This is a genomic window from Leifsonia sp. AK011, from assembly GCF_013410945.1.
Classification (GTDB): domain Bacteria; phylum Actinomycetota; class Actinomycetes; order Actinomycetales; family Microbacteriaceae; genus Rhodoglobus.
This window is the reverse complement of sequence record NZ_JACCCH010000001.1, coordinates 1,952,985-1,977,030: the sequence shown is the minus strand read 5'-3', so window position 1 is coordinate 1,977,030 and position 24,046 is coordinate 1,952,985. Positions and strand designations below refer to the sequence as shown.

Here is a 24,046-nt window from a genome sequence, read left to right as displayed (position 1 = left end):
GAGCCATAGTTCATCGCGAGACACAGGGACCGTCATGAACGTCGTCGTCGGAATCACCGGCGGAATAGCGGCGTACAAGGCGGTCTCTGTCGTTCGTGCGCTTGTGCTCGCGGGCCACGATGTCCATGTCGTGGCGACGGAGAACGCGCTGCGGTTCGTCGGACGCCCGACTCTCGAGGCGATCAGCCGCAACACCGTTCACAGCGATCTGTACGAGGGTGTGGCCGAGGTGCGGCACGTCGCGATCGGCCAGGCCGCGGATCTCATTGTCGTGGCACCCGCAACCGCGAACACGATCGCGAAGCTCGCGAGTGGCCTCGCCGACGATCTCCTGGGCAACACGATCCTCGCCAGCACTGCTCCGGTGGTCATCGCGCCAGCGATGCACACGGAGATGTGGCAGAACCCCGCGACGGTCGCGAACATCGCGACCCTGCGCGGCCGGGGCATCACGGTCGTGGGTCCGGCTTCGGGGCAGCTCACCGGACGCGATTCAGGACCGGGCAGGATGTCAGAGCCCGACGACATCGTCGCTGCGGCACTGTCGATCACTCGCCCGCAGGACCTCGCCGGCCGGCGCATCACCATCAGCGCGGGCGGCACGCGCGAGCCCCTCGATCCGGTGCGTTTCATCGGCAACCGTTCGAGCGGGCGGCAGGGCGTGGCACTCGCCGAGGCGGCCGCAGCACGCGGCGCCGCCGTGACCTTGGTGACGGCGAACCTCGAGATCGCGGCCCCGCGGGGCGTCACGATCCAGAAGGTGTCCACGACACTCGAGCTTGAGGCGACTATGGCAGCCGCCTCCACCGACGCGGACGTCGTGATCATGGCCGCTGCCGTGGCGGACTACCGGCCTGAGACCGTCGCTGAGGGCAAGATCAAGAAGGAGACGCAGGGCGATGTACTCGACCTACGTCTCGTGAAGAACCCCGACATCCTGCACGGGTTGGTCGAGCGTCGGCCCGTAGGCCAGATCATCGTTGGGTTCGCGGCCGAGACCGAGGAGGACCCGGAGGCGCTGCTTGCGCTGGCGCGCGGAAAGGTCGCCCGCAAGGGCTGCGACCTTCTCGTCGTCAACAGGGTTGGTTGGTCCGAGGGTTTCGCAACGGAGGGCAACGAGGTCGTCATCATCGATCGTGCCGGAGATATAGTGGGCGAAGCCAGCGGCTCCAAACGATCGGTAGCCGATCATGTTCTCGACCTGATCGCACGTCCGTACTGAGCCGGGCCCGCTGACATCCACTGTTGTCCCATCGCTGACGTGCCTGGAGTCCCCCTGTGAGCAACTCGCTGCGCCTCTTCACCTCTGAGTCTGTGACGGAGGGGCATCCCGACAAGATCTGCGACCAGGTGAGCGACAGCATTCTCGATGCGCTTCTCGCAGAGGACCCGCACGCTCGTGTTGCGGTGGAGACGCTCGTGACCACCGGCCTCGTGCATGTTGCTGGCGAGGTCACCACATCGGGTTACGTCGACATCCCGTCCATCGTTCGTGAACGCATCACGGCGATCGGGTACACGTCGTCCGACGTGTGGTTCGACGGTCGGTCCTGCGGGGTGTCGATCTCCATCGGTGGGCAGTCGCCCGACATCGCACAGGGCGTGAACTCCGCATACGAGGCGCGCGAGAACGCGAGCGAGGATGCCGGTGACGTTCAGGGCGCGGGCGACCAGGGCATCATGTTCGGCTACGCGACCCGCGAGACCCCCGAGCTCATGCCTCTCCCCATCTGGCTCGCACACCGCATGGCCGAGCGCCTCGCCGAGGTGCGGCACGAGGGCATCGTCGACTACCTGCGGCCGGACGGCAAGACCCAGGTGACCATCGGCTACGAGGGCGCAACGCCTCGAACGGCGAACACGGTCGTACTTTCCACACAGCATTCCCCGAGCGTGTCGACCGCCGCGTTGCGCGCCGAGATGGAGGAGCTGGTGATCCGTCCCGTCCTCGACCGCACCGATCTTGACACGTCGGACCTCCGCGTCCTCATCAACCCGACCGGGCGCTTTGAGATCGGCGGCCCGCAGGGTGACGCGGGTCTCACCGGTCGCAAGATCATCGTCGACACCTACGGCGGGGCTTCCCGTCACGGTGGCGGCGCGTTCAGCGGCAAGGACCCGTCGAAGGTCGACCGTTCTGCCGCATACGCGATGCGCTGGGTCGCCAAGAACGCAGTGGCCGCGGGGCTTGCGGACCGCCTGGAGGTCCAGGTCGCGTACGCGATCGGCACGGCGCATCCGGTGGGGCTGTACGTCGAGACGTTCGGCACGGCGCACGTTGCAGAAGATGCGATCATCGCCGCGATCGACGAGGTCTTCGACCTGCGCCCGGGAGCGATCATCCGTGAGCTCGATCTGCTGAGGCCGATCTACGCTCAGACCGCGACCTACGGCCACTTCGGCCGTGAACTTCCCGACTTCACGTGGGAGCGCACGAACCGCGTCGAGCCCCTGCGCAGCGCAGCCGGACTCTAAGGGTGAGTGCGGCACGGATCGCGCGGGTCGTCGTCGATTCGCCGCTGCCGCAGCTCGACAGGCTGTTCGACTACGCGATCCCCGACACGCTTGCGGACCAGGTGGTCCCGGGAATCCGGGTACGCGTCCCTCTCCGGTCTGCGGGGCGCATCGCCGATGGCTTCGTTGTCGAGGTGACGAGCGGTGGCGACTACGAGGGCACATTGAGCGCCCTCGAGGGCGTGACCTCGCCGATCCCGGTACTCACACCGGAGGTCTGGATGCTCGCCCGCCGAGCAGCGGATCGCGCGGCCGGTTCGGCCAGCGACATCCTGCGTCTTGCCGTGCCCGGCCGCCAGGTTCGCGTCGAGAAGGCCTATCTCGCTGACGTCGGGTCCGGTCCGCTGCCCGTCGTCGTGGCGCCGCCCATCGATCACTATGGCGTTGGCACGATCGAATCGGCGATCACCGAACGGCGACGCCTGGCCCTCGATGCTGTGCCTCGTGTGACGCAGGTTGCCGAGAACACGTGGGTGGGGACGTGGGCTCTGACGCTCGCGCAGGCGGCCGCTGCCACGATCGCGGCGGGGGAGTCCGCGATCGTCGTAGTTCCCGACTATCGCGACCAGGATCAGGTCCAGGCGGCCCTGACGTCGCTGCTCCCGCCCGAGTCGATCGTCAGGTTGGATGCTCGCCAGTCGAATCCCGACCGCTACCGCGGGTTCCTGCGATGTCTCGGTCCCGACCCGCTAGTGATCGTGGGCAACCGCTCGGTGGTCTACGCGCCAGCACGAAAGCTGGGTCTGATCGCCATGTGGGATGACGGCGACCCCCTGCACAGCGAACCCCTGGCGCCCTACGTCCACGCACGGGATGCGGCGCTGCTCCGGCAGGAGGAGCAAGGATGCGCACTGATCTTCGCGTCGCATTCACGCAGCACCGAGGTGGAGAGACTCGTGGAACTGGGGTGGGTCACCGCCGTCCAGCCGAGTCCGCGGGTCCTCCCGAAGGTCGTACCGACCGCCCAGCAGGCCGGCGGTGATCCGCTCGCGGAACGAGCACGGATTCCCTCGAGTGCGTGGCGCGCCGCACGGGAGGCTCTCAGTCAGGGCCCGGTCCTCGTACAGGTGGCCCGCCCCGGCTACTCGCCGCGCCTCGCCTGCGTCGACTGCGGCCAGACCGCGCGATGCCTTCGATGTTCCGGCCCTCTCGCGCAGAGGAACCAGCGCTCTGTTCCCTCGTGTTCCTGGTGTGGCGCGCTGGCCGTCGACTGGACCTGCTCCCACTGCGAGGGCACGCGTCTTCGACCCGCGGGGGCGGCCGGCACGTCGAGAACGGCCGAGGACCTCGGTCGCGCGTTCCCCGGCACCCGGGTGATCGTCGCCGACGGAGAGCATCCGGTACAGGCGGTGGATGCGCGCCCTGCGCTGGTGATCGCCACGCGCGGCGCGGAACCCACGGCAGCCGGAGGATACCGGGCCGTGCTCCTGCTCGATGGGGAGCAGATGATCGCCCGAGAGTCGCTGAGGGTGGCCGAGGACTGCCTGCGGTGGTGGTCGAACGCGATCGCACTGGCAGCGCCGGGAGCGCCGACCATGCTCGTGGGCGTCGGGGGTGCCCTCGCAACGGCCCTCGTGACGTGGCAACAGTCGGCTTTCGTGCGGTCGGAACTCGCGGATCGCCGCGCGCTGCGCTTCCCGCCGGCCGTGAGAGTCGCGACCGCTACCGGAACGCTCGAGGCGGTCACACGAGCAGTCGAGGCGGTCGACGGCAACCCCGCGGACATCCTGGGGCCAGTGGATGTCGCCCCCTCAACCGTGCGCACGATCATCCGCTTCGACTACTCGAAGGGGGCCGAGGTCGCCGCCACTCTCCGCGCGGAGGTGATCCGCTCCGCGACGGGCCGCCGTAGCGCCAAGGGCGGTCGCCCCACGACCCCGCTGCTCAAGGTGCGCTTCGACGATCTCGAGCCGTTCCTCGAGCAGTAGTGCGCCACCTCGGCGCCATGGTCATCGAACACCCCCCGGCGCAGGGGAGAATGGGAGCATGAGGATCGTCTTTGCCGGCAGCCCCGCTGCCGCGGTCCCGAGTCTTGAGGCTCTCGCCCGTTCGACGCATGAGATCGTCGCAGTGATCACGCGCGAGGATTCGCCCCAGGGTCGCCGAGGCACCATCACCCCGACTCCCGTAGCCGCTCGCGCCGAGGAGCTCGGCCTGCCCGTGATCCGTGCGAACCGGCTTTCCGGGGATGTCGCGGATGAGGTGATCGGGCTGCGGGTGGACCTCGGTGTGATCGTGGCCTACGGCGGTCTCGTGCGCGAGCCCCTGCTGTCGGCACCCCGACTCGGGTGGATCAACCTGCACTTCTCGCTGCTCCCGCGCTGGCGCGGTGCCGCACCAGTACAGCACTCGATCATCGCGGGCGATGACGTGACGGGAGCCACGGTGTTCCAGCTCGTTCCCGAACTCGATGCCGGTGACATCCTGGCCACGATGTCGACTCCGCTCGGCAAGCACCGCACCTCCGGCAGCCTCCTGGAGGAACTCTCCGAATCCGGCGCGGAACTCCTGGTGCGCGTGGTCGACGACCTCGCCTCGGGGTCCGCGCGAGCGAAGCCGCAGGTCGGCGAGGTCACCTACGCCCCCAAGCTGTCGCTCGCGGACGGCGAGATCGACTGGACACGCCCCGCGCAGGTCGTACACGACCTGATTCGAGGACTCACGCCGGAGCCCGGATCGTTCACGACGGTGGATGGCGCGCGGCTGAAGGTGCTCGAGGCTGCCATCGCGCACGACTCACCGCCGCTGGCGCCCGGCGAATTCGAGCTCCGGGTCAAGTCGGTTCTCGTCGGCACGGGGTCGGCGCCGCTCGAGCTTCTCTCCGTGCATCCCGCGGGCCGCAAGGCGATGGACGCTGGCTCGTGGTGGCGTGGCCGCCCGGCTCGCGGCGAAGTGAGTGCATCGTGAGCCGGGTCTCGACGGCGCGGAGCATCGCCCTGGACGTCATCCTCGCCACGCGCGAGTCCGACGCCTACGCGAACCTGCTGCTTCCCGTGCGCATCTCCCGCGCCCGGCTGTCCGACGCGGATATAGGGCTCGCGACAGAACTGACCTACGGCACACTACGCATGCAGGGGTACTACGACCGGGTCATCGCCCTCGCCGCCGGTCGGGATGTGAGCACCATCGACCCGCCGGTGCTCGACGTGCTGCGGCTCGCGTGTCATCAGCTGCTCTCGATGCGCGTGGCCACCCATGCCGCGGTCGATGAATCCGTTGAGCTCGCCAAGACCGTGGCATCCCGCTCTGCCGTGGGCTTCACGAACGGCGTCCTGCGCACCATCAGTCGCACCGACGCGGACACCTGGCGCGAGCGCGTTCTCGCCACGGCGCGCTCGGGCGAGGAGGCGCTCGCGTTCGAGTACTCGCATCCGCTGTGGATCGTCCGCGCCATCCGGCAGGTACTGACGGCCGAGGGGCGCGAAGCGGAGCTCGAGAGTGCTCTCATCGCCGACAACGTGCCACCGAGGGTGTCTGCCACAGCTCTGCCGGGTCTCTCGCACCGCGTCGAACTACCGGGCACGCCCGCGGAGTACTCACCCGTTGGTGTGAGGCTCGACCACGGCGATCCCTCACGTGTTCCCGCGATTTCCGAGGGCCGGGCCCGTGTGCAGGACGAGGGGTCGCAGCTCGCCGCTCTTGCGCTCTCCCGTGCACGCCCGATCACGCCTGGCGAGCGCTGGCTCGATCTCTGCGCTGGCCCGGGCGGCAAGTCCGCCCTGCTTGCGGCCGAGGCAGCTGCCGGCGGGGCCACGTTCACCGCCAATGAACCGGTTCCGGCCCGCGCGGGGCTCGTGCGCAATGCCCTCGCTGCGGTCGATCCCACCATCGAGGTGTGGGAGCGTGACGGTCGCCAGATCGGAGCGGACTATCCGGGTCGGTTCGATCGGATTCTCGTCGACGCACCCTGCACGGGGCTGGGAGCCCTCCGCCGCCGTCCCGAGGCGCGCTGGCGCAAGCAGCCGAGCGATGTCGCAGGTCTAGGCGGGCTGCAAGCGGCCCTTCTCACCTCTGCGCTCGATGCCCTCGCGCCGGGCGGAGTGCTCGCGTACGTCACGTGCTCCCCGCACGCGGCGGAGACCAAGGCGATCGTCGCATCCGTGCTCCGCGCTCTTCCGAACGTCACGCGCATCAACACGCAGGAGGTGCTCGCCTCCATCACGTCGGAACCGCTCGACCTTCCCGAGGGGGAGCACGTGCAGCTCTGGCCGCACCGCCACGGCACCGACGCCATGTTCATCCAACTCCTGACGAAGGCCTGATCCATGGTTCGCATCAACCCCAGCATCCTCGCCGCCGACTTCGTGAACATGGAGCGGGATCTCCGACGCATCTCCACAGCCGATCTTGTGCACGTCGATGTCATGGACAATCACTTCGTGCCGAATCTCACCTTCGGCCCGCAGATGGTCACGCGCATCCAGGCCGTCTCGCCGATCCCGCTCGACGTTCACCTGATGATCGAGAACGTGGACCGGTGGGCACCCGAGTACGCCAAGATAGGCGCCGCCTCGGTCACGTTCCACGCGGAGGCCACCGAGAAGCCTGTCGAACTCGCGCGCGCACTCCGAGCACTCGGCTCACGCGCGGGGATCGCGCTCAAGCCAGGCACGGATGCCGCGCCCTACCTCGACGACATCGCCGAATTCGACCAGGTCCTCGTCATGACGGTCGAGCCCGGTTTCGGTGGACAGAGCTTCATGGCCGACATGATGCCGAAGGTGCAGCAGGTTCGGGATGCCGCGGATGCCGCGGGCTCGAGCGTCTGGCTCCAGGTCGACGGTGGCATCGACCTGTCCACGATCGCCACGGCGAGGTCCGCTGGGGCTGACACCTTCGTCGCTGGGTCTGCGGTGTATGGCTCGGGGGACCCCGACGTCAACATCGCGGAGCTGCGGGCCCTGGCATCCGGTCACCAGCACGAAGTCTGATTGACTGGGATCATGACCGATTCACCCAGAACCAAGCCAGAAGTCGAGTTCTACGAAGGCCCCGAGCCCACCGAACTCGTCATCATCGACATCATCGAGGGCACCGGCGCAGAGGCGCAGCCCGGCTCGACCGTCGACGTCCACTACCTCGGAGTCGACTTCGAGACCGGCGAGGAGTTCGACTCCTCATGGAGCCGCGGGCAGTCCATCGAGTTCCCGCTCTCCGGCCTGATCAAGGGCTGGCAGGACGGCATCCCGGGCATGAAGGTCGGCGGACGCCGCCAGCTCATCTGCCCGCCGGCGCTCGCCTACGGCCCCGCCGGTGGCGGGCACCGCCTGTCCGGCCGCACGCTGACGTTCGTCATCGACCTCCTGGGTGTTCGCTAGCCCGTCGAGTTCACCAGCTGTACGTCATCGGCTGGCCGGGACCACCCCCGGCCAGCCGATACTGTTAACCCGTGAAAACCTTCGACGAACTCTTCTCCGAACTGGAGCAGAAGTCCGCCGCGCGCCCGGAGGGGTCGCGCACGGTCGAGCTGCTGGATGGCGGCGTGCATGCCATCGGCAAGAAGATCGTCGAGGAGGCCGCAGAGGTGTGGATGGCCGCCGAGTACCAGACGGCGGACGAGACCGCCGAGGAGATCTCGCAACTGATCTACCACCTGCAGGTCCTGATGGTCGCAAAGGGGCTGGCGCCCACGGATGTCTGGCGACATCTGTAGAGGTGCCCACCGAACTCTTCCACCCCTGACCAGGAGCCAGAAATGCTGAGAATTGCCGTCCCCAACAAGGGATCGCTGAGTGAGACTGCCGCGGAGATGCTGCAGGAGGCCGGTTACACCGGTCGACGTGACCCGCGAGCCCTGAGCGCGCTCGACGCTCGCAATGATGTCGAGTTTTTCTACCTGCGCCCGCGCGACATAGCCACCTATGTGGGATCTGGCGCGCTCGACGTCGGCATTACCGGCCGCGACCTCCTGCTCGACTCGCGCAGCGAGGCCAAGGAGATCGCCTCGCTCGACTTCGGCGACTCGACCTTCCGGTTTGCCGCCCCTCCCGGGCGCTTCTCGGAACTGTCTGACCTCGAGGGTGTTCGTGTCGCGACGAGCTATCCAGCTCTCGTGGGCGACTTCCTCGCGCGCCACGGAGTCCAGGTCTCGATCGTCTCGCTCGATGGTGCCGTCGAATCCGCTGTCAAGCTCGGAGTGGCCGATGCCGTGGCCGACGTCGTGTCGACCGGTTCAACCCTGCGCGCCCAGGGGCTCGAGATCATCGGGCCTGTGATTCTCGAGTCGTCTGCCGTGCTCATCAGTGCAACGCCCGACCTCCCGGGTATCGGCACGCTCCAGCGCCGGCTCCAGGGCGTTCTCGTTGCGCGACAGTACGTGCTCGTCGACTATGACGTCCCGCTCACCCACCTCGAGGCCGCAACCCGCATCACGCCCGGCCTCGAGAGCCCGACGCTGAGCCCGCTGCACGACCCGGAGTGGGTCGCCGTGCGGTCGATGGTGCCGAGGAGTGACGCGAACGAGGTCATGGACGCCCTGCACGAGGTCGGTGCGCGGGCGATCCTCGTGAGCGCCATCCACGCGGCTCGGATCTGACATGGGTGTCGCAGTCCGGGTCATCCCGTGTCTCGACGTGGCGGCCGGTCGTGTCGTCAAGGGCGTCAACTTCCTCAATCTTCGGGATGCCGGTGACCCCGTCGAACTCGCGCGCAAGTACTACGAGCAGGGTGCAGACGAGATCACGTTCCTCGATGTCACGGCAACCGTCGACAACCGTGACACGACGTACGATGTCGTGCGCGCGACCGCCGAGCAGGTCTTCATTCCGCTGACCGTCGGCGGGGGAGTGCGGAGCCCCGAGGACGTGTCGCGTCTGCTCGCGAGCGGCGCCGACAAGGTGGGCGTCAACAGCGCGGCGATCGCACGTCCGGAACTGATCGGGGAGATCGCCGATCGTTTCGGTGCGCAGGTGCTCGTCCTCAGCCTCGATGTGCGACGCTCAGGAGGACGTTTCATCGTCACAACACACGGCGGGCGCACGGACACCGACATCGATGCGCTCGAGTGGGCCGCGGAGGCCATTGAGCGCGGTGCGGGGGAACTGCTCGTCAACTCGATCGACGCCGACGGCACCAAGGACGGCTTCGACCTCGAACTCGTCACCGCAATGCGCGAGATCAGCTCGGTGCCCGTCATCGCGAGCGGTGGAGCTGGCGCGATCGACGACTTCCTGCCGGCGATCGCTGCAGGTGCCGATGCCGTGCTCGCGGCGTCCGTGTTCCACAATGGAGAACTGACCGTGGGCGAGATCAAGAGCGCACTGGACGATGCTGGAGTGGTGACACGATGAGCCAACTGACCGACGAGAGCGTGGTCGAGGTGCTCGACCGGGTGACCTTCGACAAGGATGGCCTGCTCCCCGCAATCATTCAGGAGGAGTCGACTCGGGACGTCCTCATGCTCGGATACATGGATCGTGAGGCTCTGCGTCGCACGTTGACCCAGGGCAGGGTGACATTCTGGAGTCGCAGTCGGCAGGAGTACTGGCGCAAGGGCGACACGAGCGGCAACATCCAGCTCGTCCGCGGCGCAGCACTCGACTGCGACGATGACACACTTCTCGTGACCGTCGAGCAGCACGGTCCCGCATGCCACACGGGCGCGCACGCGTGCTTCGATGTCGACCCGCTGGAACCGATGATCGGGGGTATCGATGAGTAACACGACCACCCGTGAGGATTTCGGGGCCAGGATCGCGGCAGGGCATCGTGTCGTTCCCGTCATCCGTGAACTCTTCGCCGACGGCGAGACCCCGGTGGGCATCTACCGCAAGCTCGCGGCCGGGCGTCCAGGCACTTTCCTCCTGGAATCAGCGGAGCAGGGCGGCATCTGGTCCCGCTTCTCCTTCGTCGGCGTCTCCACATTCGGTGTACTCACGCAGCAGGATGACGCGCCCGTGTGGCTCGACTACGGGCTCTCCGCCGAGCGTGCCCTGGGTGGTATCCCCGCTACCCCGCTTGACGCGGTCGCACACCTGTACTCCCGCTGGTCGACGCCGCGCGTCGAGGGTCACCCGCCCCTCACCGGTGGTCTCGTGGGTTTCATCGGCTGGGAGGCGATCCGTCAACTCGAACGGTTGCCCGATGCGCCGCCCGCTGACTTCGCGATTCCCGGTCAGGCACTCGGTTTCGTCTCCGAACTCATCGTGCTGGATCACCGCTTCGGCACGGTGCAGCTGATCGCGACGGCACTCGGCGACGGTGTCCAGGACGAATCGGAGTTGTGGGACGACGCCCAAACGCGTCTCGATCACTTGCAGCAGGGTCTCGCGCAGCCATCGGAGGCGGCGCTTGCCCACGTCGATCTCAGCATCGCACCGTCACCGACCCATCGCGTCACGAAGGACGAGTTCGTTGCGGCCGTGGAGCGCTCGAAGCAGCACATCGTGGACGGCGACGTTTTCCAGGTCGTGATCTCGCAGCGGTTCGACCACGAGATCTCGGCGGAGCCCCTCGATGTCTACCGTGTGCTGCGCACGCTCAACCCGTCGCCGTACATGTACTTCCTCAGCCTCGTGTCGCCAGAGGGAGAGTCGTACTCGATCATCGGTTCGAGTCCGGAGGCCCTGGTCAAAGTGACCGGGGACCGCGTCTACATGCATCCCATCGCAGGATCGCGTCCGCGCGGGGAGACACCCGAGCGCGATCTCGACCTCGCCGATGAGCTGCTGGCCGACGACAAGGAGAAGGCCGAGCACCTCATGCTCGTCGATCTCGCACGCAACGACCTCCAGAAGGTCTGCCGGGCGGGCTCCGTCGAGGTGACCGAGTTCATGCAGGTGGAGCGTTTCAGCCACATCATGCATCTCGTTTCGTCTGTCGAGGGCAACCTGCGCCCGGCGGCGAACGCTGTCGATGTCTTCCGCGCGACCTTCCCGGCGGGAACGCTCTCGGGCGCGCCGAAGCCGCGTGCCCTCGAGATCATCGATGACCTCGAACCCGCCCAGCGCGGGGTCTACGGGGGAGTGGTCGGCTACTTCGACTTCGCCGGGGATGCCGACCTCGCGATCGCTATTCGGACTGCCGTGATCGCCGGCGGACTCGCACGCGTGCAGGCCGGCGCCGGCCTGGTGGCGGACTCAGACCCGGACGCGGAGTTCGAGGAGTCCCAGAACAAGGCTGCTGCGCCGCTCCGGGCCGTCGCGGTCGCGAACGCCCTTCGTCGCGTGCCATGAACGGCCGCAGGCTCAAGTACTCGATTCTGGCGGCTGGCGTCGTGCTCGGCGCGTTGGCCCTCCTCGCGTGGACACAGGACTGGTACTCCGTCACCCTCACCACTGGCGACGAGGTCGTCGTGCCGGGAGAGGCTGCAGCGGGCGGGCTCGCGGCGCTCGGCCTGAGCGTGCTCGCGCTCGTCGGCGCGCTGTCGATCGCTGGCCCCGTCTTCCGCATCATCCTGGGCGTTCTCGCCGTGTCGATCGGTGGTCTGGTCATCGCCTCCGGTGTCATCGCCGTCGCGGATCCCATCTCCGCCGCAACCTCGACGATCTCCGAGGCCACCGGCCTCGCGGGCTCCCAATCACTACGTGAACTTGTCGCCAGCATCTCACCGACCGCCTGGCCCACTGTCACGATGGTGATCGGGTCGCTGATCGTGATCCTCGGCCTTGTCGTCATCGTGACCTCCCGATCATGGGGTGGCTCGCCCCGCCGGTTCCAAGCCGTGCGCCTGGAGAATGCCGATGGGGAGGAAACCCCCGCCGACGTCTGGGACGCCCTCAGTGAGGGCCGCGATCCGACATCGGGAGCCCGGTGATCCCCTTAGAATTGACGAGCACCCCAACGAACGGAGATCGATGAGCGAGTCAGACCCCGGCCACGGAAACTCACCGGCCGCCTGGACGGCCGTCATCATCATGCTGGTCGGATTCACGATCGGGACCGTCGCATTCTTCTTCGACCTTCCCTGGATCGTCATCGGTTCGGCCGTCCTCGTGGTGGTCGGAGCGATCGTCGGCTGGATTCTCTCGCGCGCCGGCTACGGCGTCGGCGGGGCCAAGCTGACACAGAAGGCGCACGACTAGGTGCTGGCCGACCTCGTAGCCGGAGCCCTTCACGACGCTTCGGATCGTCGTGATGCTCGCAGTCTCGCCCAGGTCGAGGCTGACGCCCTCGCGCGCCCTGCCGCGCTCGACGCTCGCGCAGCTCTCTCGCGCCGCGAGACGGTACGCATCATCGCTGAGGTCAAGCGTGCGAGCCCCTCGCGCGGACCGCTCGCCGACATCCCCGACCCGGCATCCCTCGCCTCGGACTACGAGCAGGGCGGCGCGAGTGCGGTGAGCGTCCTCACCGAGGGTCGCCGCTTCGGTGGATCGCTCGCGGATCTCGAGGCGGTGCGCGCCGCTATCAGCATCCCGGTCCTGCGCAAGGATTTCATCGCCGAGCCGTACCAGGTGTTCGAGGCCCGAGCCTCGGGAGCGGACCTCGTGCTCCTCATCGTCGCCGCGCTCGACCAGCCAACGCTCTCGGAGCTGTACGGCCTCGTCGGCGACCTCGGCATGACGCCACTCGTCGAGACCCACTCCGCCGACGAGGTGAAGCGGGCCCTGGATGTCGGCGCTGACGTCATTGGCGTCAACGCGCGGGACCTCAGTACGTTCGAGCTCGACCAGGACCTGTTCGGCAGGCTCGCCGGCGAGCTCCCGGACGGTGTCATCCGCATCGCAGAATCCGCCGTGAAGACCCCGGAGGATGTCGCGCACTATCGCCGCGCCGGCGCCGACGTCGTCCTCGTCGGCGAAGCCCTCGTGACCGGGGACCCGGTCGCCACACTCCGAAAGTTCCTGAACTCATGAAGTATCGCGACGAAGTAGGACCCTATTTCGGAGACTTCGGTGGACGTTTCGTCCCCGAGTCCCTGATCGCTGCACTGGACGAGCTGGATGCCGCGTACCGCGACGCCCGCACCGATCCGGCCTTCCAGGCCGAACTCGCTGCGCTCCACGCAACGTACACGGGCCGTCCGTCGATCATCACGGAGGTGCCGCGCTTCGCGGAACACGCCGGGGGAGCCCGCGTCATCCTGAAGCGGGAGGACCTCAACCACACGGGATCGCACAAGATCAACAACGTGCTCGGCCAGGCGCTGCTCGCACGCCGCCTCGGCAAGAAGCGCCTCATCGCGGAGACCGGCGCAGGCCAGCACGGCGTAGCCACCGCCACGGCGGCTGCGCTCTTCGGCATGGAATGCGTCGTCTACATGGGCGAGGTCGACACCGAGCGCCAGGCGCTGAACGTCGCTCGTATGCGTCTTCTCGGCGCGGAGGTCATCCCGGTCACGACCGGCTCGCGGACCCTCAAGGACGCCATCAACGACGCGCTCCGTGACTGGGTGGCCAATGTCGACACGACCCACTACCTTCTCGGCACCGTCGCGGGGCCCCATCCGTTCCCGGTGATGGTCCGTGACTTCCACAAGATCATCGGCGAGGAGGCGCGTCAGCAGGTGCTCGAGCTCACGGGCCGTCTTCCGGATGCCGTCACGGCCTGTGTCGGCGGTGGTAGCAACGCCATCGGGATCTTCCACGCCTTCCTCGACGATCCCGAAGTCGCCCTCTACGGGTACGAGGCCGCGGGCGAGGGGCACCTGACCGAGCGCCACGCCGCAACCCTCACCAGAGGTCGTCCCGGAGTGCTGCACGGCGCGAAGAGCTACATGCTCCAGGACGAGGACGGCCAGACGATCGAATCGCACTCGATCTCGGCGGGACTCGACTACCCGGGAGTCGGCCCAGAGCACGCGTGGCTCCACGACATCGGGAGGGCGAACTACTTGCCGATCACGGACGACGAGGCCATGCAAGCTCTCCGTCTGCTGTCGCGCACCGAGGGCATCATCCCGGCGATCGAGTCCTCGCACGCTCTGGCCGGCACGCTCGCCCTCGGTCGTGAACTCGGCCCAGAGTCGATCATCCTGGTCAACCTCTCCGGGCGCGGGGACAAGGACATGGAGACCGCTGGCGCGTACTTCGACATCCTGGATGCCCAATGAGCCGCGTTGCGGAGGCGATCTCCGCTCGTCGTGATGCAGGGTCAGGAGCGCTCGTCGGCTACCTCCCCGTGGGGTTCCCCGACCTCGCGACGAGCATCGATGCGGCAGTCGCCCTTGCGGAGAATGGCGTCGACGTCATCGAGCTCGGCCTGCCGTACTCCGACCCGGTGATGGATGGCACGGTCATCCAGAAGGCGACCCAGAGTGCCCTCGCGAACGGGTTCAAGCTCGCGCAGGGGTTCGACGCCGTGCGCGAGATCACGTCGCGCGTGGACATCCCGGTTCTCGTCATGACGTACTGGAACCCCGTGGTCCAGTACGGCGTCGATCGTTTCGCCGACGATCTCCTGGCCGCAGGCGGGGCCGGCCTCATCACGCCGGACCTGATCCCCGATGAGGGATCTGAATGGCTCGCTGCATCCGATCGGGACGACCTGGACCGCGTGTTCCTCGCGGCACCGTCCTCGACGGATGCGAGGTTGCGGCAGGCCGTCGACCTCAGCCGCGGTTTCGTCTACGCGGTGTCCACCATGGGCATCACGGGAGCACGCAACGACGTCGACTCCGCCGCTCGAACGCTCGTGACCAGGCTTCGCGAGGCGGGATCCACCTCTGCCTGTGTCGGGCTCGGTATCTCCACGGCCGACCAGGTACGCGAGGTCCTCGCGTACGCCGATGGTGCGATCGTCGGTTCCGCACTCGTCAAGGCCCTCGCCGATGGGGGAGTGAGCGCGGTCGCTCGCACCGCTGCCGACCTTGCCACCGGTACTAGACTCGCGTAGTTCCCTCTCAGAAAGGTGACCGGCTTGTCCTTCGTGCCGCTCAGCATCCCAAGCCCTCCTGATGCCTGGAGGGAGATCAACATCGCAGCATGGCTCGAGTCGACCTTTGGTTGGGAGCTTCCTTTCCCTCTGCGCATCACGACCTACGCGGTCATCATCCTCATCGGGATCGTGCTTGCGACCCTCTGGGTCAACCGACGTCTGAAGGCGCGCGGGGCCGAGCCCGGCGTCGTTCTCGACGTGATCATCTGGGCCGTTCCCCTGGGACTCGTGGGTGCCCGTGCGTACCACGTGCTCACTCATCTCGGCGACTACTTCGGACCTGGTTCCGAACCGTGGAGCCTCTTCGTCGACGGAGCGCTGAACCCGAACAGTGTGTGGGCCATCTGGAGTGGCGGCAACGCCATCATCGGCTCGCTCATCGGTGGAGCGATCGGCGCCTACATCGGCTGCCGTTTCGCTGGCCTTCGTTTCTGGACGTTCGCGGACGCCCTCGCTCCCGCCATGCTGCTCGCGCAGGTGCTCGGGCGCCTCGGTAACTACTTCAACCACGAACTCTTCGGCCTCCCGACCGACCTTCCCTGGGGTCTTGAGATCCCGGCTGACAACCCGGCGATCCCCGTGGGCCTTCCCGACGGCACCCTGTTCCACCCCACGTTCCTCTACGAGATGATCTGGAACACGATCGGCATCGTCTTCCTGCTCACGATGGAGCGCCAGTTCCGGCTCCAGAAGCGCCGTATCCTCGGCGTGAACGTCCTGGTACCGGTGGGGGACACCCAACCTCGCCTGCAGTGGGGCAAGGTCTGGGCGCTGTACATGATCTGGTACGGCGTGGGCCGCGTGATCTTCGAGTCGATCCGCGTCGACCCGAGCGAGGTCTTCCTCGGCCTGCGGTCGAACGTCTGGGGAGCGATCGTTCTGATCGTGCTCGGAATCATCCTGTTCCTCGTGCAGCGTCGTCGTCATCCCGGCCAGGAGCCGAGCCCGTACCTGCCCGGTCGCGAGTGGAGCGCGGGGGGTGCTGTAGACTCGACCGAGACCTACTCAGACTCCGACGACGACGGCGACGATGCCGCGGAAGAGCACGAGTTGGCCGCCACAAGCGGATCAAGCACCCCGTCCTCGTAGACCCTCGAGGACTCACATTCCCCTTGGGCCGCCGACGTCCCGCAGTTCCAGCACCAACGTGAGGACGGTAGCCATGGCTCTCACGCCAGCCTTCGAGCGCTTCAGCTCCACTCCCGCAGCAACGGGTCTTTACGACCCGCGCAACGAACGTGACGCCTGTGGGCTCGCGATGGTTGCGACCCTTCGTGGAACCGCCGGTCACGACATCATCGACACCGCACTCGGGGCCCTTCGCAACCTCGAGCACCGCGGTGCTGTGGGGTCCGACGCGGGCACCGGCGACGGCGCCGGTATCGTCACGCAGATCCCCGACGCGTTCCTGCGTGCGGTGGTCGACTTCGAGCTCCCCGCGCCCGGACGTTACGCCGTTGGAATGGCATTCCTGCCGACGGACGAGACCGAGCGCAACGAGGTCAAGGCCGGAATTGCCCGCCTCGCTGAGTCCGAGAGCCTTCGCGTGCTCGGATGGCGCGAGGTTCCCGTGGAACCGTCCCAGCTGGGCAACCTCGCCCGCGCCGCCATGCCGGCGTTCGAGCAGCTCTTCCTGCAGTCGACGGTGGACACCGGAAAGGGAACAGCAGGCGGGCTCGAACTCGAGCGGCAGGTGTTCCGCTTGCGCAAGCGCGCCGAGCACGAGCTCTACGCCTACTTCCCGTCGCTCTCGTCGCGCACTCTCGTCTACAAGGGCATGGTGACGACGCTCCAGCTGGAGCCGTTCTACCCCGACCTCTCCGACGAGCGGTTCGTCTCGAAGCTCGCTCTCGTCCACTCGCGGTACTCGACGAACACCTTCCCCTCCTGGCCGCTCGCGCAGCCGTTCCGGATGATCGCGCACAACGGCGAGATCAACACGGTTCAGGGCAACCGCAACTGGATGCGGGCGCGCCAGTCGCAGCTTGAGAGCGATGTGCTCGGTGACATCCGCTCGATCCTGCCCATCAACACCCCCGGTGCGAGTGACTCCGCCTCATTCGATGAGGTCGTGGAGCTGCTGAACCTTGCGGGTCGCAGCCTGCCGCACGCCATGATGATGATGGTTCCCGAAGCCTGGGAGAACCAGGCCGACATCGACCCCACCAAGCGTGCGTTCTATGAGTACCACTCGATGCTCATGGAGCCGTGGGACGGCCCGGCCGCCCTCGTCTTCACCGACGGGTCGCTCGTCGGTGCAACGCTCGACCGCAATGGTCTTCGCCCCGGCCGCTACCTCGTCACCGACGATGGACTTGTCGTGCTCGCCAGCGAGATCGGCGTTCTCGACGTCGAGCCGAGCAAGGTCGTGCGCAAGGGCCGCCTGCGCCCGGGAAAGATGTTCCTCGTCGACACCGTCGAGGGCCGCATCATCGAGGACGACGAGGTCAAGGCTGAACTCGCCGGGTCACAGCCGTGGGCCGAGTGGCTCGACGAGGGCCGTATCGCCCTTGCGGACCTGCCAGAGCGTGAGCACATCGTGCACACGCCTGCATCGGTCGTGCGGCGCCAGCGCACCTTCGGGTACACCGAGGAGGAAGTGCGCATCCTCATCACCCCCATGGCCCAGAACGCGGCCGAGCCGCTCGGAGCCATGGGGTCGGACACTCCCATCGCGGTGCTGTCCGAGCGACCGCGTCTGCTCTTCGACTACTTCACCCAGCAGTTCGCACAGGTGACCAACCCCCCGCTGGACTCGATCCGCGAGGAGGTCGTCACCTCGATGGCGCTCGGTCTCGGGCCGGAGCGCAACCTGCTCACGGCGACCCCGGAGCACGCGCAGCAGGTGGCCCTGCAGTTCCCGGTCATCGACAACGACGAACTCGCGAAGATCCAGCACATCGACGCCCAGCCCGGTGGTGGCAAGTGCGCCACGGTCCGAGGCCTGTACCGCGTTGACCAGGGACCCAAGGCGCTCGAGAACCGTCTCGCCGAGATGTGCACCGAGGTCGATGAGGCCATTCGTGCCGGTGCTCAGTACATCGTGCTCTCCGACCGCGACTCCAACAAGGATCTCGCACCGATCCCGTCGTTGCTCATGCTCGCTGCGGTGCATCACCACCTGATTCGCGAGGAGACTCGCATGAAGGTCGGACTCATCGTCGAGGCAGGAGATGTGCGGGAAGTCCACCACGTCGCACTGCTCGTCGGCTACGGTGCCTCCGCGATCAACCCCTATCTCGCCATGGAGACCGCTGAGGAACTCGTCCGCAGCGGGATGATCCATTCGCTCACGCCCGAGAAGGCCGTGAAGAATCTGATCAAGGCGCTCGGCAAGGGCGTTCTCAAGATCATGTCGAAGATGGGCATCTCCGTCGTGAGCTCCTACGCGGGCGCCCAGGCCTTCGAGGCTGTCGGTCTCTCGCAGGAATTCGTCGACCAGTACTTCACGGGTACGTCCAGCCTGCTCGGCGGCGTTGGCCTCGAGGTCATCGCGCAGGAGAACGCGGCGCGTCACGCCGCCGCGTACCCCGAGGACGGTGCGACGAGCGCACACGAGCGTCTGGCCACCGGTGGTGAGTACCAGTGGCGCCGTGAGGGGCCACCGCACCTCTTCAACCCTGAGACCGTGTTCCGCCTCCAGCACGCGACCCGGTCCAAGCGTTACGACATCTTCCGTGACTACACGAAGCTCGTGGATGACCAGGCCGAGAGTCTGATGACCCTGCGGGGCCTCTTCGGCCTGCGCACGGGCGAGCGCTCGCGTGTTCCCCTCGACGAGGTGGAGCCCATCGAGGCCATCATGAAGCGGTTCAACACGGGTGCGATGAGCTACGGCTCGATCAGCAAGGAAGCCCACGAGACGCTCGCGATCGCCATGAACAGCATCGGCGCCCGCTCGAACACGGGCGAGGGCGGCGAGGATGTCGAGCGGCTGCTCGACCCGACTCGTCGTTCGGCGATCAAGCAGGTGGCATCCGGACGCTTCGGCGTCACGAGCATGTACCTGACGCATGCCACGGACATCCAGATCAAGATGGCGCAGGGCGCGAAGCCCGGCGAGGGTGGCCAGCTGCCCGCGGGCAAGGTGTACCCGTGGATCGCACGCACGCGCCATGGCACGGCTGGTGTCGGCCTCATCTCGCCGCCGCCGCACCACGACATCTACTCGATCGAGGACCTCAAGCAGCTCATCTTCGACCTGAAGCGCTCGAACCCCGAAGCGCGCGTGCACGTCAAGCTCGTGAGCCAGTCGGGCATTGGTGCGGTTGCGGCCGGTGTGGCGAAGGCGAAGGCGGATGTCGTCCTGGTCTCCGGCCACGACGGCGGAACCGGCGCAAGCCCCCTCAACTCGCTCAAGCACGCAGGAACCCCGTGGGAGCTGGGACTTGCTGAGACCCAGCAGACGCTCATGCTCAACAACATGCGCGACCGCGTGGTCGTGCAGGTGGACGGCCAGATGAAGACGGGCAGGGATGTCATCATCGCTGCGCTTCTCGGCGCCGAGGAGTACGGCTTCTCGACGGCTCCACTCGTCGTGGAAGGCTGCATCCTCATGCGCGTCTGCCACCTCGACACGTGCCCTGTTGGCGTCGCCACGCAGAACCCCGAGTTGCGCGCTCGTTTCACCGGCAAGCCGGAGTTCGTCGTCAGCTTCTTCGAGTTCCTCGCGCAGGAGATCCGTGAGTACCTGTCCGAGCTGGGCTTCCGCTCGCTCGACGAGGCGATCGGCCACCGTGAGCTGCTCGACGTCGACCGTGCTGTCCAGCACTGGAAGGCAGACGGTCTCGACCTGGCGCCGATCCTCGAGGGGCCGCAGTTCCGGGACGACGAACCGCGCATCAACCGCACCTCGCAGGACCACGAGATCGACGAGCACTTCGACCGTGAACTGATCCGGCTGGCCGCTGGCACGCTCGAGCACGGGACTCCCGTGACGATCGACCTGCCCATTCGCAACACCGAGCGTGCCGTCGGCACGATGCTCGGGCACGAGGTGACGTTGCGTCACGGCGAGAACGGCCTGCCGTCCGGCACGATCGAGGTGCGTCTCACCGGCACCGCCGGCCAGTCGCTCGGAGCCTTCATGCCGTCGGGCATCACACTGCGTCTTGAGGGCGACACGAACGACTACGTGGGCAAGGGTCTGTGCGGCGGCGAGATCGTCGTGCGCCCGCACCGCTCCAGCGTGTTCCCCGCGGAGCGCAACGTGATTGCGGGCAATGTCATCGGCTACGGCGCCACTCGGGGCAGCATGTTCCTGCGCGGCATCGTCGGCGAACGTTTCCTCGTCCGCAACTCGGGCGCGACCGCTGTCGTCGAGGGCGTCGGTGACCACGCTCTGGAGTACATGACGGGTGGACTCGCCGTCATCCTGGGCGGCACGGGTCGGAACCTCGGGGCAGGGATGTCGGGAGGTACGGCGTACATCTACGACCTCCGCCCCGAGCGCGTGAACCGCGAGTCCCTCGCGTCGGGAGAGCTCGAGCTGCTGCCCCTGGGTAGCGCAGACATCGAGATCCTCGGTGACCTCCTGCAGCGACACCTCGACGAGACCGACTCCGCGGTGGCCAAGAGGATGCTCGAGAATCTCGAGGAATCCGCCGCCCGCTTCACGAAGGTTCTTCCGCGGGACTACGCCGCGGTGATGGAGACACGCCAGCACGCCATCGAAGAGGGGCTGGACCCCGATGGTGACGTGGTCTGGGGACGCATTATGGAGGTGACCGGTGGCTGACCCTAAGGGTTTCCTCAAGGTTCAGGAGCGCGAGCTGCCGAAGCGGCGGCCCGTCGCCCTTCGACTCATGGACTGGAAAGAGGTCTACGAGCAGCAGGATCCTTCGCAGCTCCGCCGACAGGCCGGTCGCTGCATGGACTGTGGTATCCCGTTCTGCCATCAGGGCTGCCCGCTCGGCAACCTGATTCCCGAGTGGAACGACCTGACCTGGCGCGGTGAGGGTTCACAGGCCATCGAGCGGCTCCACGAGACGAACAACTTCCCGGAGTTCACAGGACGCCTCTGCCCGGCGCCGTGTGAGAGCTCGTGCGTGCTCGGGATCAACCAGCCCGCGGTCACGATCAAGCAGATCGAGGTCTCGATCATCGATCAGGCCTTCGCCAACGGCCAGGTCACCCCCCACCCGCCGGAGCGCCTGACGGGCAAGACCGTCGCGGTCGTCGGTTCCGGTCCGGCCGGGCTCGCCGCCGCACAGCAGCTCACGCGTGCCGGACACACGGTCGCCGTCTATGAGAGGGACGACCGCATCGGCGGTCTGCTGCGCTACGGCATCCCGGACTTCAAGATGGAAAAGAAGCACATCGAGGCCCGTTTGGCCCAGATGCATGCTGAGGGCACGCGCTTCCGCGCGGGCATCGAGATCGGTGTCGACATCACGTGGGACGACCTCAAGTCACGGTACGACGCCGTGGTGATCGCCACGGGCGCGATGGTCCCGCGCGACCTGCCCATCCCTGGCCGCGACCTGCTCGGTGTGCACTTCGCCATGGAGTACCTGACCCAGGCGAACCGCGTGGGTGCCGGTGACTCCGTTCCCGACCAGATCACGGCGGAGGGCAAGCACGTCGTCGTCCTCGGCGGTGGCGACACGGGTGCGGACTGCATCGGCACCGCACACCGCCAGGGTGCCCTCTCGGTGACCAACCTCGCCATCGGCACGCAGCCGCCCACAGAGCGTCCCGAGAACCAGCCCTGGCCCATGATGCCGACACTCTTCGAGGTGTCTAGCGCCCACGAGGAGGGCGGCGAGCGGGTGTACCTCGCGTCCACGGTCGAGTTCCTTCGCAACGACGCCGGCGAGGTTCGTGCCATCCGTGTTGCCGAGACCGAGTACGTCGACGGCAAGCGCATCCCGAAGTCGGGAACCGAGCGCGAGATCCCCGCAGATCTCGTGCTGCTCGCCCTCGGGTTCACCGGTCCGGAGACGCACACGATCGAGGAGCAGCTCCCGGTTCCGCTCGACACCAGGGGCAACATCGAGCGCGATGGCGACTACCAGACGAGTGAGTCCGGTGTCTTCGTTGCAGGTGACGCGGGCCGCGGCCAGTCGCTCATCGTCTGGGCGATTGCTGAGGGTCGGGCTGCGGCAGCCGCCGTTGACCGCTACCTTGAAGGGGACACCCGGTTGCCCTTCCCCGTGAAGCCAACGGATCGGGCCATCTCGGTCTAGAGTCGAGCCTCGTGCGTCGACACGACCCACAATCACCAATTTCGCCCTCGGGCACCCCACCACAGAAGGAAGTCATGAGACGAGCCAAGATCGTCGCGACGCTCGGTCCCGCGACGTCGAGCTACGAGAGCATCCGAGCGATTATCGATGCAGGAGTCGACGTCGCGAGGATGAACCTCAGCCACGGATCGTACGACGTACACGAGGCGGTCTACGCCAACGTGCGTAAGGCCGCGGATGACGCCGGCAAGGCCGTCGCGGTCCTCGTGGACCTCCAGGGCCCCAAGATCCGCCTCGGCAAGTTCGAGGCCGGCCCCCACGACCTCGCGGTAGGTGACATCTTCAAGATCACCACCGAGGACATCCTCGGCACCAAGGAGATCGTCGGAACCACGTTCAAGGGCCTGCCGCAGGACGTCGCGCCCGGCGACTTCCTCCTGATCGATGACGGCAAGGTCAAGGTCCGCGTGGTCGAGACCGACGGCGTGGTCGTCACGACTGAGGTTGTCGTCGCCGGCCCCGTATCGAACAACAAGGGCATCAACCTGCCCGGCGTCGCCGTCAACGTTCCCGCGCTCTCCGAGAAGGACGAGGATGACCTGCGCTGGGGCCTCAAGCTCGGTGCCGACCTCATCGCGCTCTCGTTCGTCCGCAACGCCGAGGACATCGTCCGCGTCCACGAGATCATGGCGGAAGAGGGCCGCAAGGTCCCCGTGATCGCCAAGATCGAGAAGCCGCAGGCCGTTGATCACCTCGAGGCCATCGTCGATGCGTTCGACGCCATCATGGTCGCGCGCGGCGACCTCGGCGTCGAGCTGCCCCTCGAGGCGGTGCCGATCGTCCAGAAGCGCACCGTCGAGCTTGCGCGCCGTATGGCCAAGCCAGTCATCGTCGCCACCCAGATGCTCGAGTCGATGATCTCGAGCCCGGTTCCGACGCGCGCAGAGACCTCGGATGTCGCGAACGCGATCCTCGACGGAGCTGACGCGGTCATGCTCTCGGGTGAGACGAGCGTTGGTGCGTATCCGGTCATCACGGTTCAGACGATGGCGCGTATCGTGACCTCCACCGAAGAGCACGGGCTGGAGCGCATCCCGCCCCTCGGCACCAAGCCTCGCACCCAGGGTGGCGCGATCACGCTCGCCGCCGCCGAGGTCGCCGACTTCGTCGACGCCAAGTACGTCTGCATCTTCACGGAGTCCGGCGACTCCGCCCGTCGCATGTCGCGACTGCGCTTCCGCGTGCCCATGAAGGCGTTCACGCCGGACGAGGCGATCCGCCGCCGCATGGCGCTCATCTGGGGCATCGAGTCCTACGTGACCCCCCGCGTCACGCACACCGACTCCATGTACGCACAGGTGGACGCCGTCCTGCTCGAGCAGGGTCTTGCCGAGGTGGGCGAGAAGGTCGTCGTCATCTCCGGTTCCCCTCCCGGAATCCCCGGCGGCACGAACGACCTGCGCGTCCACGTCGTGGGCGACGCGGTCAACGCCGTTGCCCCTGCCTGGGCGAGCGACGAGACCTGATCGCCG

The 24,046-nt window shown here is 67.1% G+C and carries 21 protein-coding genes; all 21 read left to right on the top strand.

Going from position 1 to position 24,046, the window contains the following annotated elements:
- Positions 1–34 precede the first annotated feature (34 nt).
- Entirely contained in the window at positions 35–1,222 is a 1,188-nt protein-coding gene (gene coaBC / locus HDC94_RS09620) for a bifunctional phosphopantothenoylcysteine decarboxylase/phosphopantothenate--cysteine ligase CoaBC (protein WP_179497023.1), read from the top strand.
- A 56-nt stretch (positions 1,223–1,278) separates the two neighbouring features.
- Complete coding sequence (gene metK / locus HDC94_RS09615; protein ID WP_179497021.1) at positions 1,279–2,475, top strand: methionine adenosyltransferase; 1,197 nt, start codon at positions 1,279–1,281, stop codon at positions 2,473–2,475.
- Between the two features lie 2 nt (positions 2,476–2,477).
- Positions 2,478–4,442 carry a primosomal protein N' gene (locus tag HDC94_RS09610; protein ID WP_179497019.1) on the top strand — a complete coding sequence of 655 codons (1,965 nt, stop codon included), beginning with the start codon at positions 2,478–2,480 and terminating at the stop codon, positions 4,440–4,442.
- Positions 4,443–4,500: 58 nt separating this feature from the next.
- Complete coding sequence (fmt, locus tag HDC94_RS09605) at positions 4,501–5,421, top strand: methionyl-tRNA formyltransferase (RefSeq protein ID WP_179497017.1); 921 nt, start codon at positions 4,501–4,503, stop codon at positions 5,419–5,421.
- Entirely contained in the window at positions 5,418–6,776 is a 1,359-nt protein-coding gene (locus HDC94_RS09600; protein WP_179497015.1) for an RsmB/NOP family class I SAM-dependent RNA methyltransferase, read from the top strand. The genes fmt and HDC94_RS09600 overlap by 4 nt, the downstream gene beginning before the upstream one ends.
- A 3-nt stretch (positions 6,777–6,779) precedes the next feature.
- The gene (gene rpe / locus HDC94_RS09595) at positions 6,780–7,445 is read left to right on the top strand and encodes a ribulose-phosphate 3-epimerase (protein ID WP_179497013.1); all 666 of its coding nucleotides are present in this window, start codon (positions 6,780–6,782) and stop codon (positions 7,443–7,445) included.
- A 12-nt stretch (positions 7,446–7,457) separates the two neighbouring features.
- Positions 7,458–7,832 (top strand): FKBP-type peptidyl-prolyl cis-trans isomerase, encoded by a 375-nt coding sequence (locus tag HDC94_RS09590; RefSeq protein ID WP_179497011.1) that lies wholly within the window; start codon positions 7,458–7,460, stop codon positions 7,830–7,832.
- Positions 7,833–7,903: 71 nt separating this feature from the next.
- Positions 7,904–8,167 carry a phosphoribosyl-ATP diphosphatase gene (locus tag HDC94_RS09585; protein WP_179497009.1) on the top strand — a complete coding sequence of 88 codons (264 nt, stop codon included), beginning with the start codon at positions 7,904–7,906 and terminating at the stop codon, positions 8,165–8,167.
- A 42-nt stretch (positions 8,168–8,209) separates the two neighbouring features.
- Positions 8,210–9,049 carry an ATP phosphoribosyltransferase gene (hisG, locus tag HDC94_RS09580; RefSeq protein WP_179497007.1) on the top strand — a complete coding sequence of 280 codons (840 nt, stop codon included), beginning with the start codon at positions 8,210–8,212 and terminating at the stop codon, positions 9,047–9,049.
- 1 nt (position 9,050) lies between these two features.
- A complete protein-coding gene (gene hisF / locus HDC94_RS09575) occupies positions 9,051–9,803 on the top strand; it encodes an imidazole glycerol phosphate synthase subunit HisF (RefSeq protein ID WP_179497005.1) in 753 nt (250 codons plus the stop codon).
- Complete coding sequence (hisI, locus tag HDC94_RS09570; RefSeq protein WP_179497004.1) at positions 9,800–10,174, top strand: phosphoribosyl-AMP cyclohydrolase; 375 nt, start codon at positions 9,800–9,802, stop codon at positions 10,172–10,174. The genes hisF and hisI overlap by 4 nt, the downstream gene beginning before the upstream one ends.
- A complete protein-coding gene (locus tag HDC94_RS09565) occupies positions 10,167–11,687 on the top strand; it encodes an anthranilate synthase component I (RefSeq protein WP_179497003.1) in 1,521 nt (506 codons plus the stop codon). The genes hisI and HDC94_RS09565 overlap by 8 nt, the downstream gene beginning before the upstream one ends.
- Positions 11,684–12,268: a Trp biosynthesis-associated membrane protein gene (locus HDC94_RS09560; RefSeq protein ID WP_179497002.1), complete on the top strand. Its 585-nt coding sequence runs from the start codon at positions 11,684–11,686 to the stop codon at positions 12,266–12,268. Before HDC94_RS09565 ends, HDC94_RS09560 begins: the two co-directional genes overlap by 4 nt.
- 40 nt (positions 12,269–12,308) lie before the next feature.
- The gene (locus HDC94_RS09555) at positions 12,309–12,536 is read left to right on the top strand and encodes a DUF6704 family protein (RefSeq protein WP_179497001.1); all 228 of its coding nucleotides are present in this window, start codon (positions 12,309–12,311) and stop codon (positions 12,534–12,536) included.
- On the top strand, positions 12,537–13,307 hold the full coding sequence (gene trpC, locus HDC94_RS09550) for an indole-3-glycerol phosphate synthase TrpC (RefSeq protein ID WP_179497000.1): 771 nt from the start codon (positions 12,537–12,539) through the stop codon (positions 13,305–13,307).
- Complete coding sequence (gene trpB / locus HDC94_RS09545; protein ID WP_179496999.1) at positions 13,304–14,503, top strand: tryptophan synthase subunit beta; 1,200 nt, start codon at positions 13,304–13,306, stop codon at positions 14,501–14,503. The genes trpC and trpB overlap by 4 nt, the downstream gene beginning before the upstream one ends.
- Entirely contained in the window at positions 14,500–15,285 is a 786-nt protein-coding gene (gene trpA, locus HDC94_RS09540; RefSeq protein WP_179496997.1) for a tryptophan synthase subunit alpha, read from the top strand. Before trpB ends, trpA begins: the two co-directional genes overlap by 4 nt.
- 15 nt (positions 15,286–15,300) lie before the next feature.
- Complete coding sequence (gene lgt / locus HDC94_RS09535; RefSeq protein WP_374757270.1) at positions 15,301–16,416, top strand: prolipoprotein diacylglyceryl transferase; 1,116 nt, start codon at positions 15,301–15,303, stop codon at positions 16,414–16,416.
- A gap of 73 nt (positions 16,417–16,489) precedes the next feature.
- Complete coding sequence (gene gltB / locus HDC94_RS09530) at positions 16,490–21,064, top strand: glutamate synthase large subunit (RefSeq protein WP_179496995.1); 4,575 nt, start codon at positions 16,490–16,492, stop codon at positions 21,062–21,064.
- On the top strand, positions 21,057–22,514 hold the full coding sequence (locus HDC94_RS09525) for a glutamate synthase subunit beta (protein ID WP_179496993.1): 1,458 nt from the start codon (positions 21,057–21,059) through the stop codon (positions 22,512–22,514). The genes gltB and HDC94_RS09525 overlap by 8 nt, the downstream gene beginning before the upstream one ends.
- 74 nt (positions 22,515–22,588) lie before the next feature.
- Positions 22,589–24,040, top strand: a complete 1,452-nt coding sequence (gene pyk / locus HDC94_RS09520; RefSeq protein WP_179496992.1) for a pyruvate kinase — start codon at positions 22,589–22,591, stop codon at positions 24,038–24,040.
- Positions 24,041–24,046: the final 6 nt, after the last annotated feature.

Excerpts from the sequence above, each read along its gene's own strand:
- hisF (WP_179497005.1), top strand. The coding sequence starts at position 9,051 with ATGGGTGTCGCAGTCCGGGTCATCCCGTGTCTCGACGTGGCGGCCGGT.
- coaBC (WP_179497023.1), top strand. The coding sequence starts at position 35 with ATGAACGTCGTCGTCGGAATCACCGGCGGAATAGCGGCGTACAAGGCG.
- HDC94_RS09565 (WP_179497003.1), top strand. The coding sequence starts at position 10,167 with ATGAGTAACACGACCACCCGTGAGGATTTCGGGGCCAGGATCGCGGCA.
- HDC94_RS09560 (WP_179497002.1), top strand. The coding sequence starts at position 11,684 with ATGAACGGCCGCAGGCTCAAGTACTCGATTCTGGCGGCTGGCGTCGTG.
- hisG (WP_179497007.1), top strand. The coding sequence starts at position 8,210 with ATGCTGAGAATTGCCGTCCCCAACAAGGGATCGCTGAGTGAGACTGCC.
- hisI (WP_179497004.1), top strand. The coding sequence starts at position 9,800 with ATGAGCCAACTGACCGACGAGAGCGTGGTCGAGGTGCTCGACCGGGTG.
- HDC94_RS09590 (WP_179497011.1), top strand. The coding sequence starts at position 7,458 with ATGACCGATTCACCCAGAACCAAGCCAGAAGTCGAGTTCTACGAAGGC.
- gltB (WP_179496995.1), top strand. The coding sequence starts at position 16,490 with ATGGCTCTCACGCCAGCCTTCGAGCGCTTCAGCTCCACTCCCGCAGCA.
- trpB (WP_179496999.1), top strand. The coding sequence starts at position 13,304 with ATGAAGTATCGCGACGAAGTAGGACCCTATTTCGGAGACTTCGGTGGA.
- rpe (WP_179497013.1), top strand. The coding sequence starts at position 6,780 with ATGGTTCGCATCAACCCCAGCATCCTCGCCGCCGACTTCGTGAACATG.
- HDC94_RS09555 (WP_179497001.1), top strand. The coding sequence starts at position 12,309 with ATGAGCGAGTCAGACCCCGGCCACGGAAACTCACCGGCCGCCTGGACG.
- pyk (WP_179496992.1), top strand. The coding sequence starts at position 22,589 with ATGAGACGAGCCAAGATCGTCGCGACGCTCGGTCCCGCGACGTCGAGC.
- fmt (WP_179497017.1), top strand. The coding sequence starts at position 4,501 with ATGAGGATCGTCTTTGCCGGCAGCCCCGCTGCCGCGGTCCCGAGTCTT.
- trpA (WP_179496997.1), top strand. The coding sequence starts at position 14,500 with ATGAGCCGCGTTGCGGAGGCGATCTCCGCTCGTCGTGATGCAGGGTCA.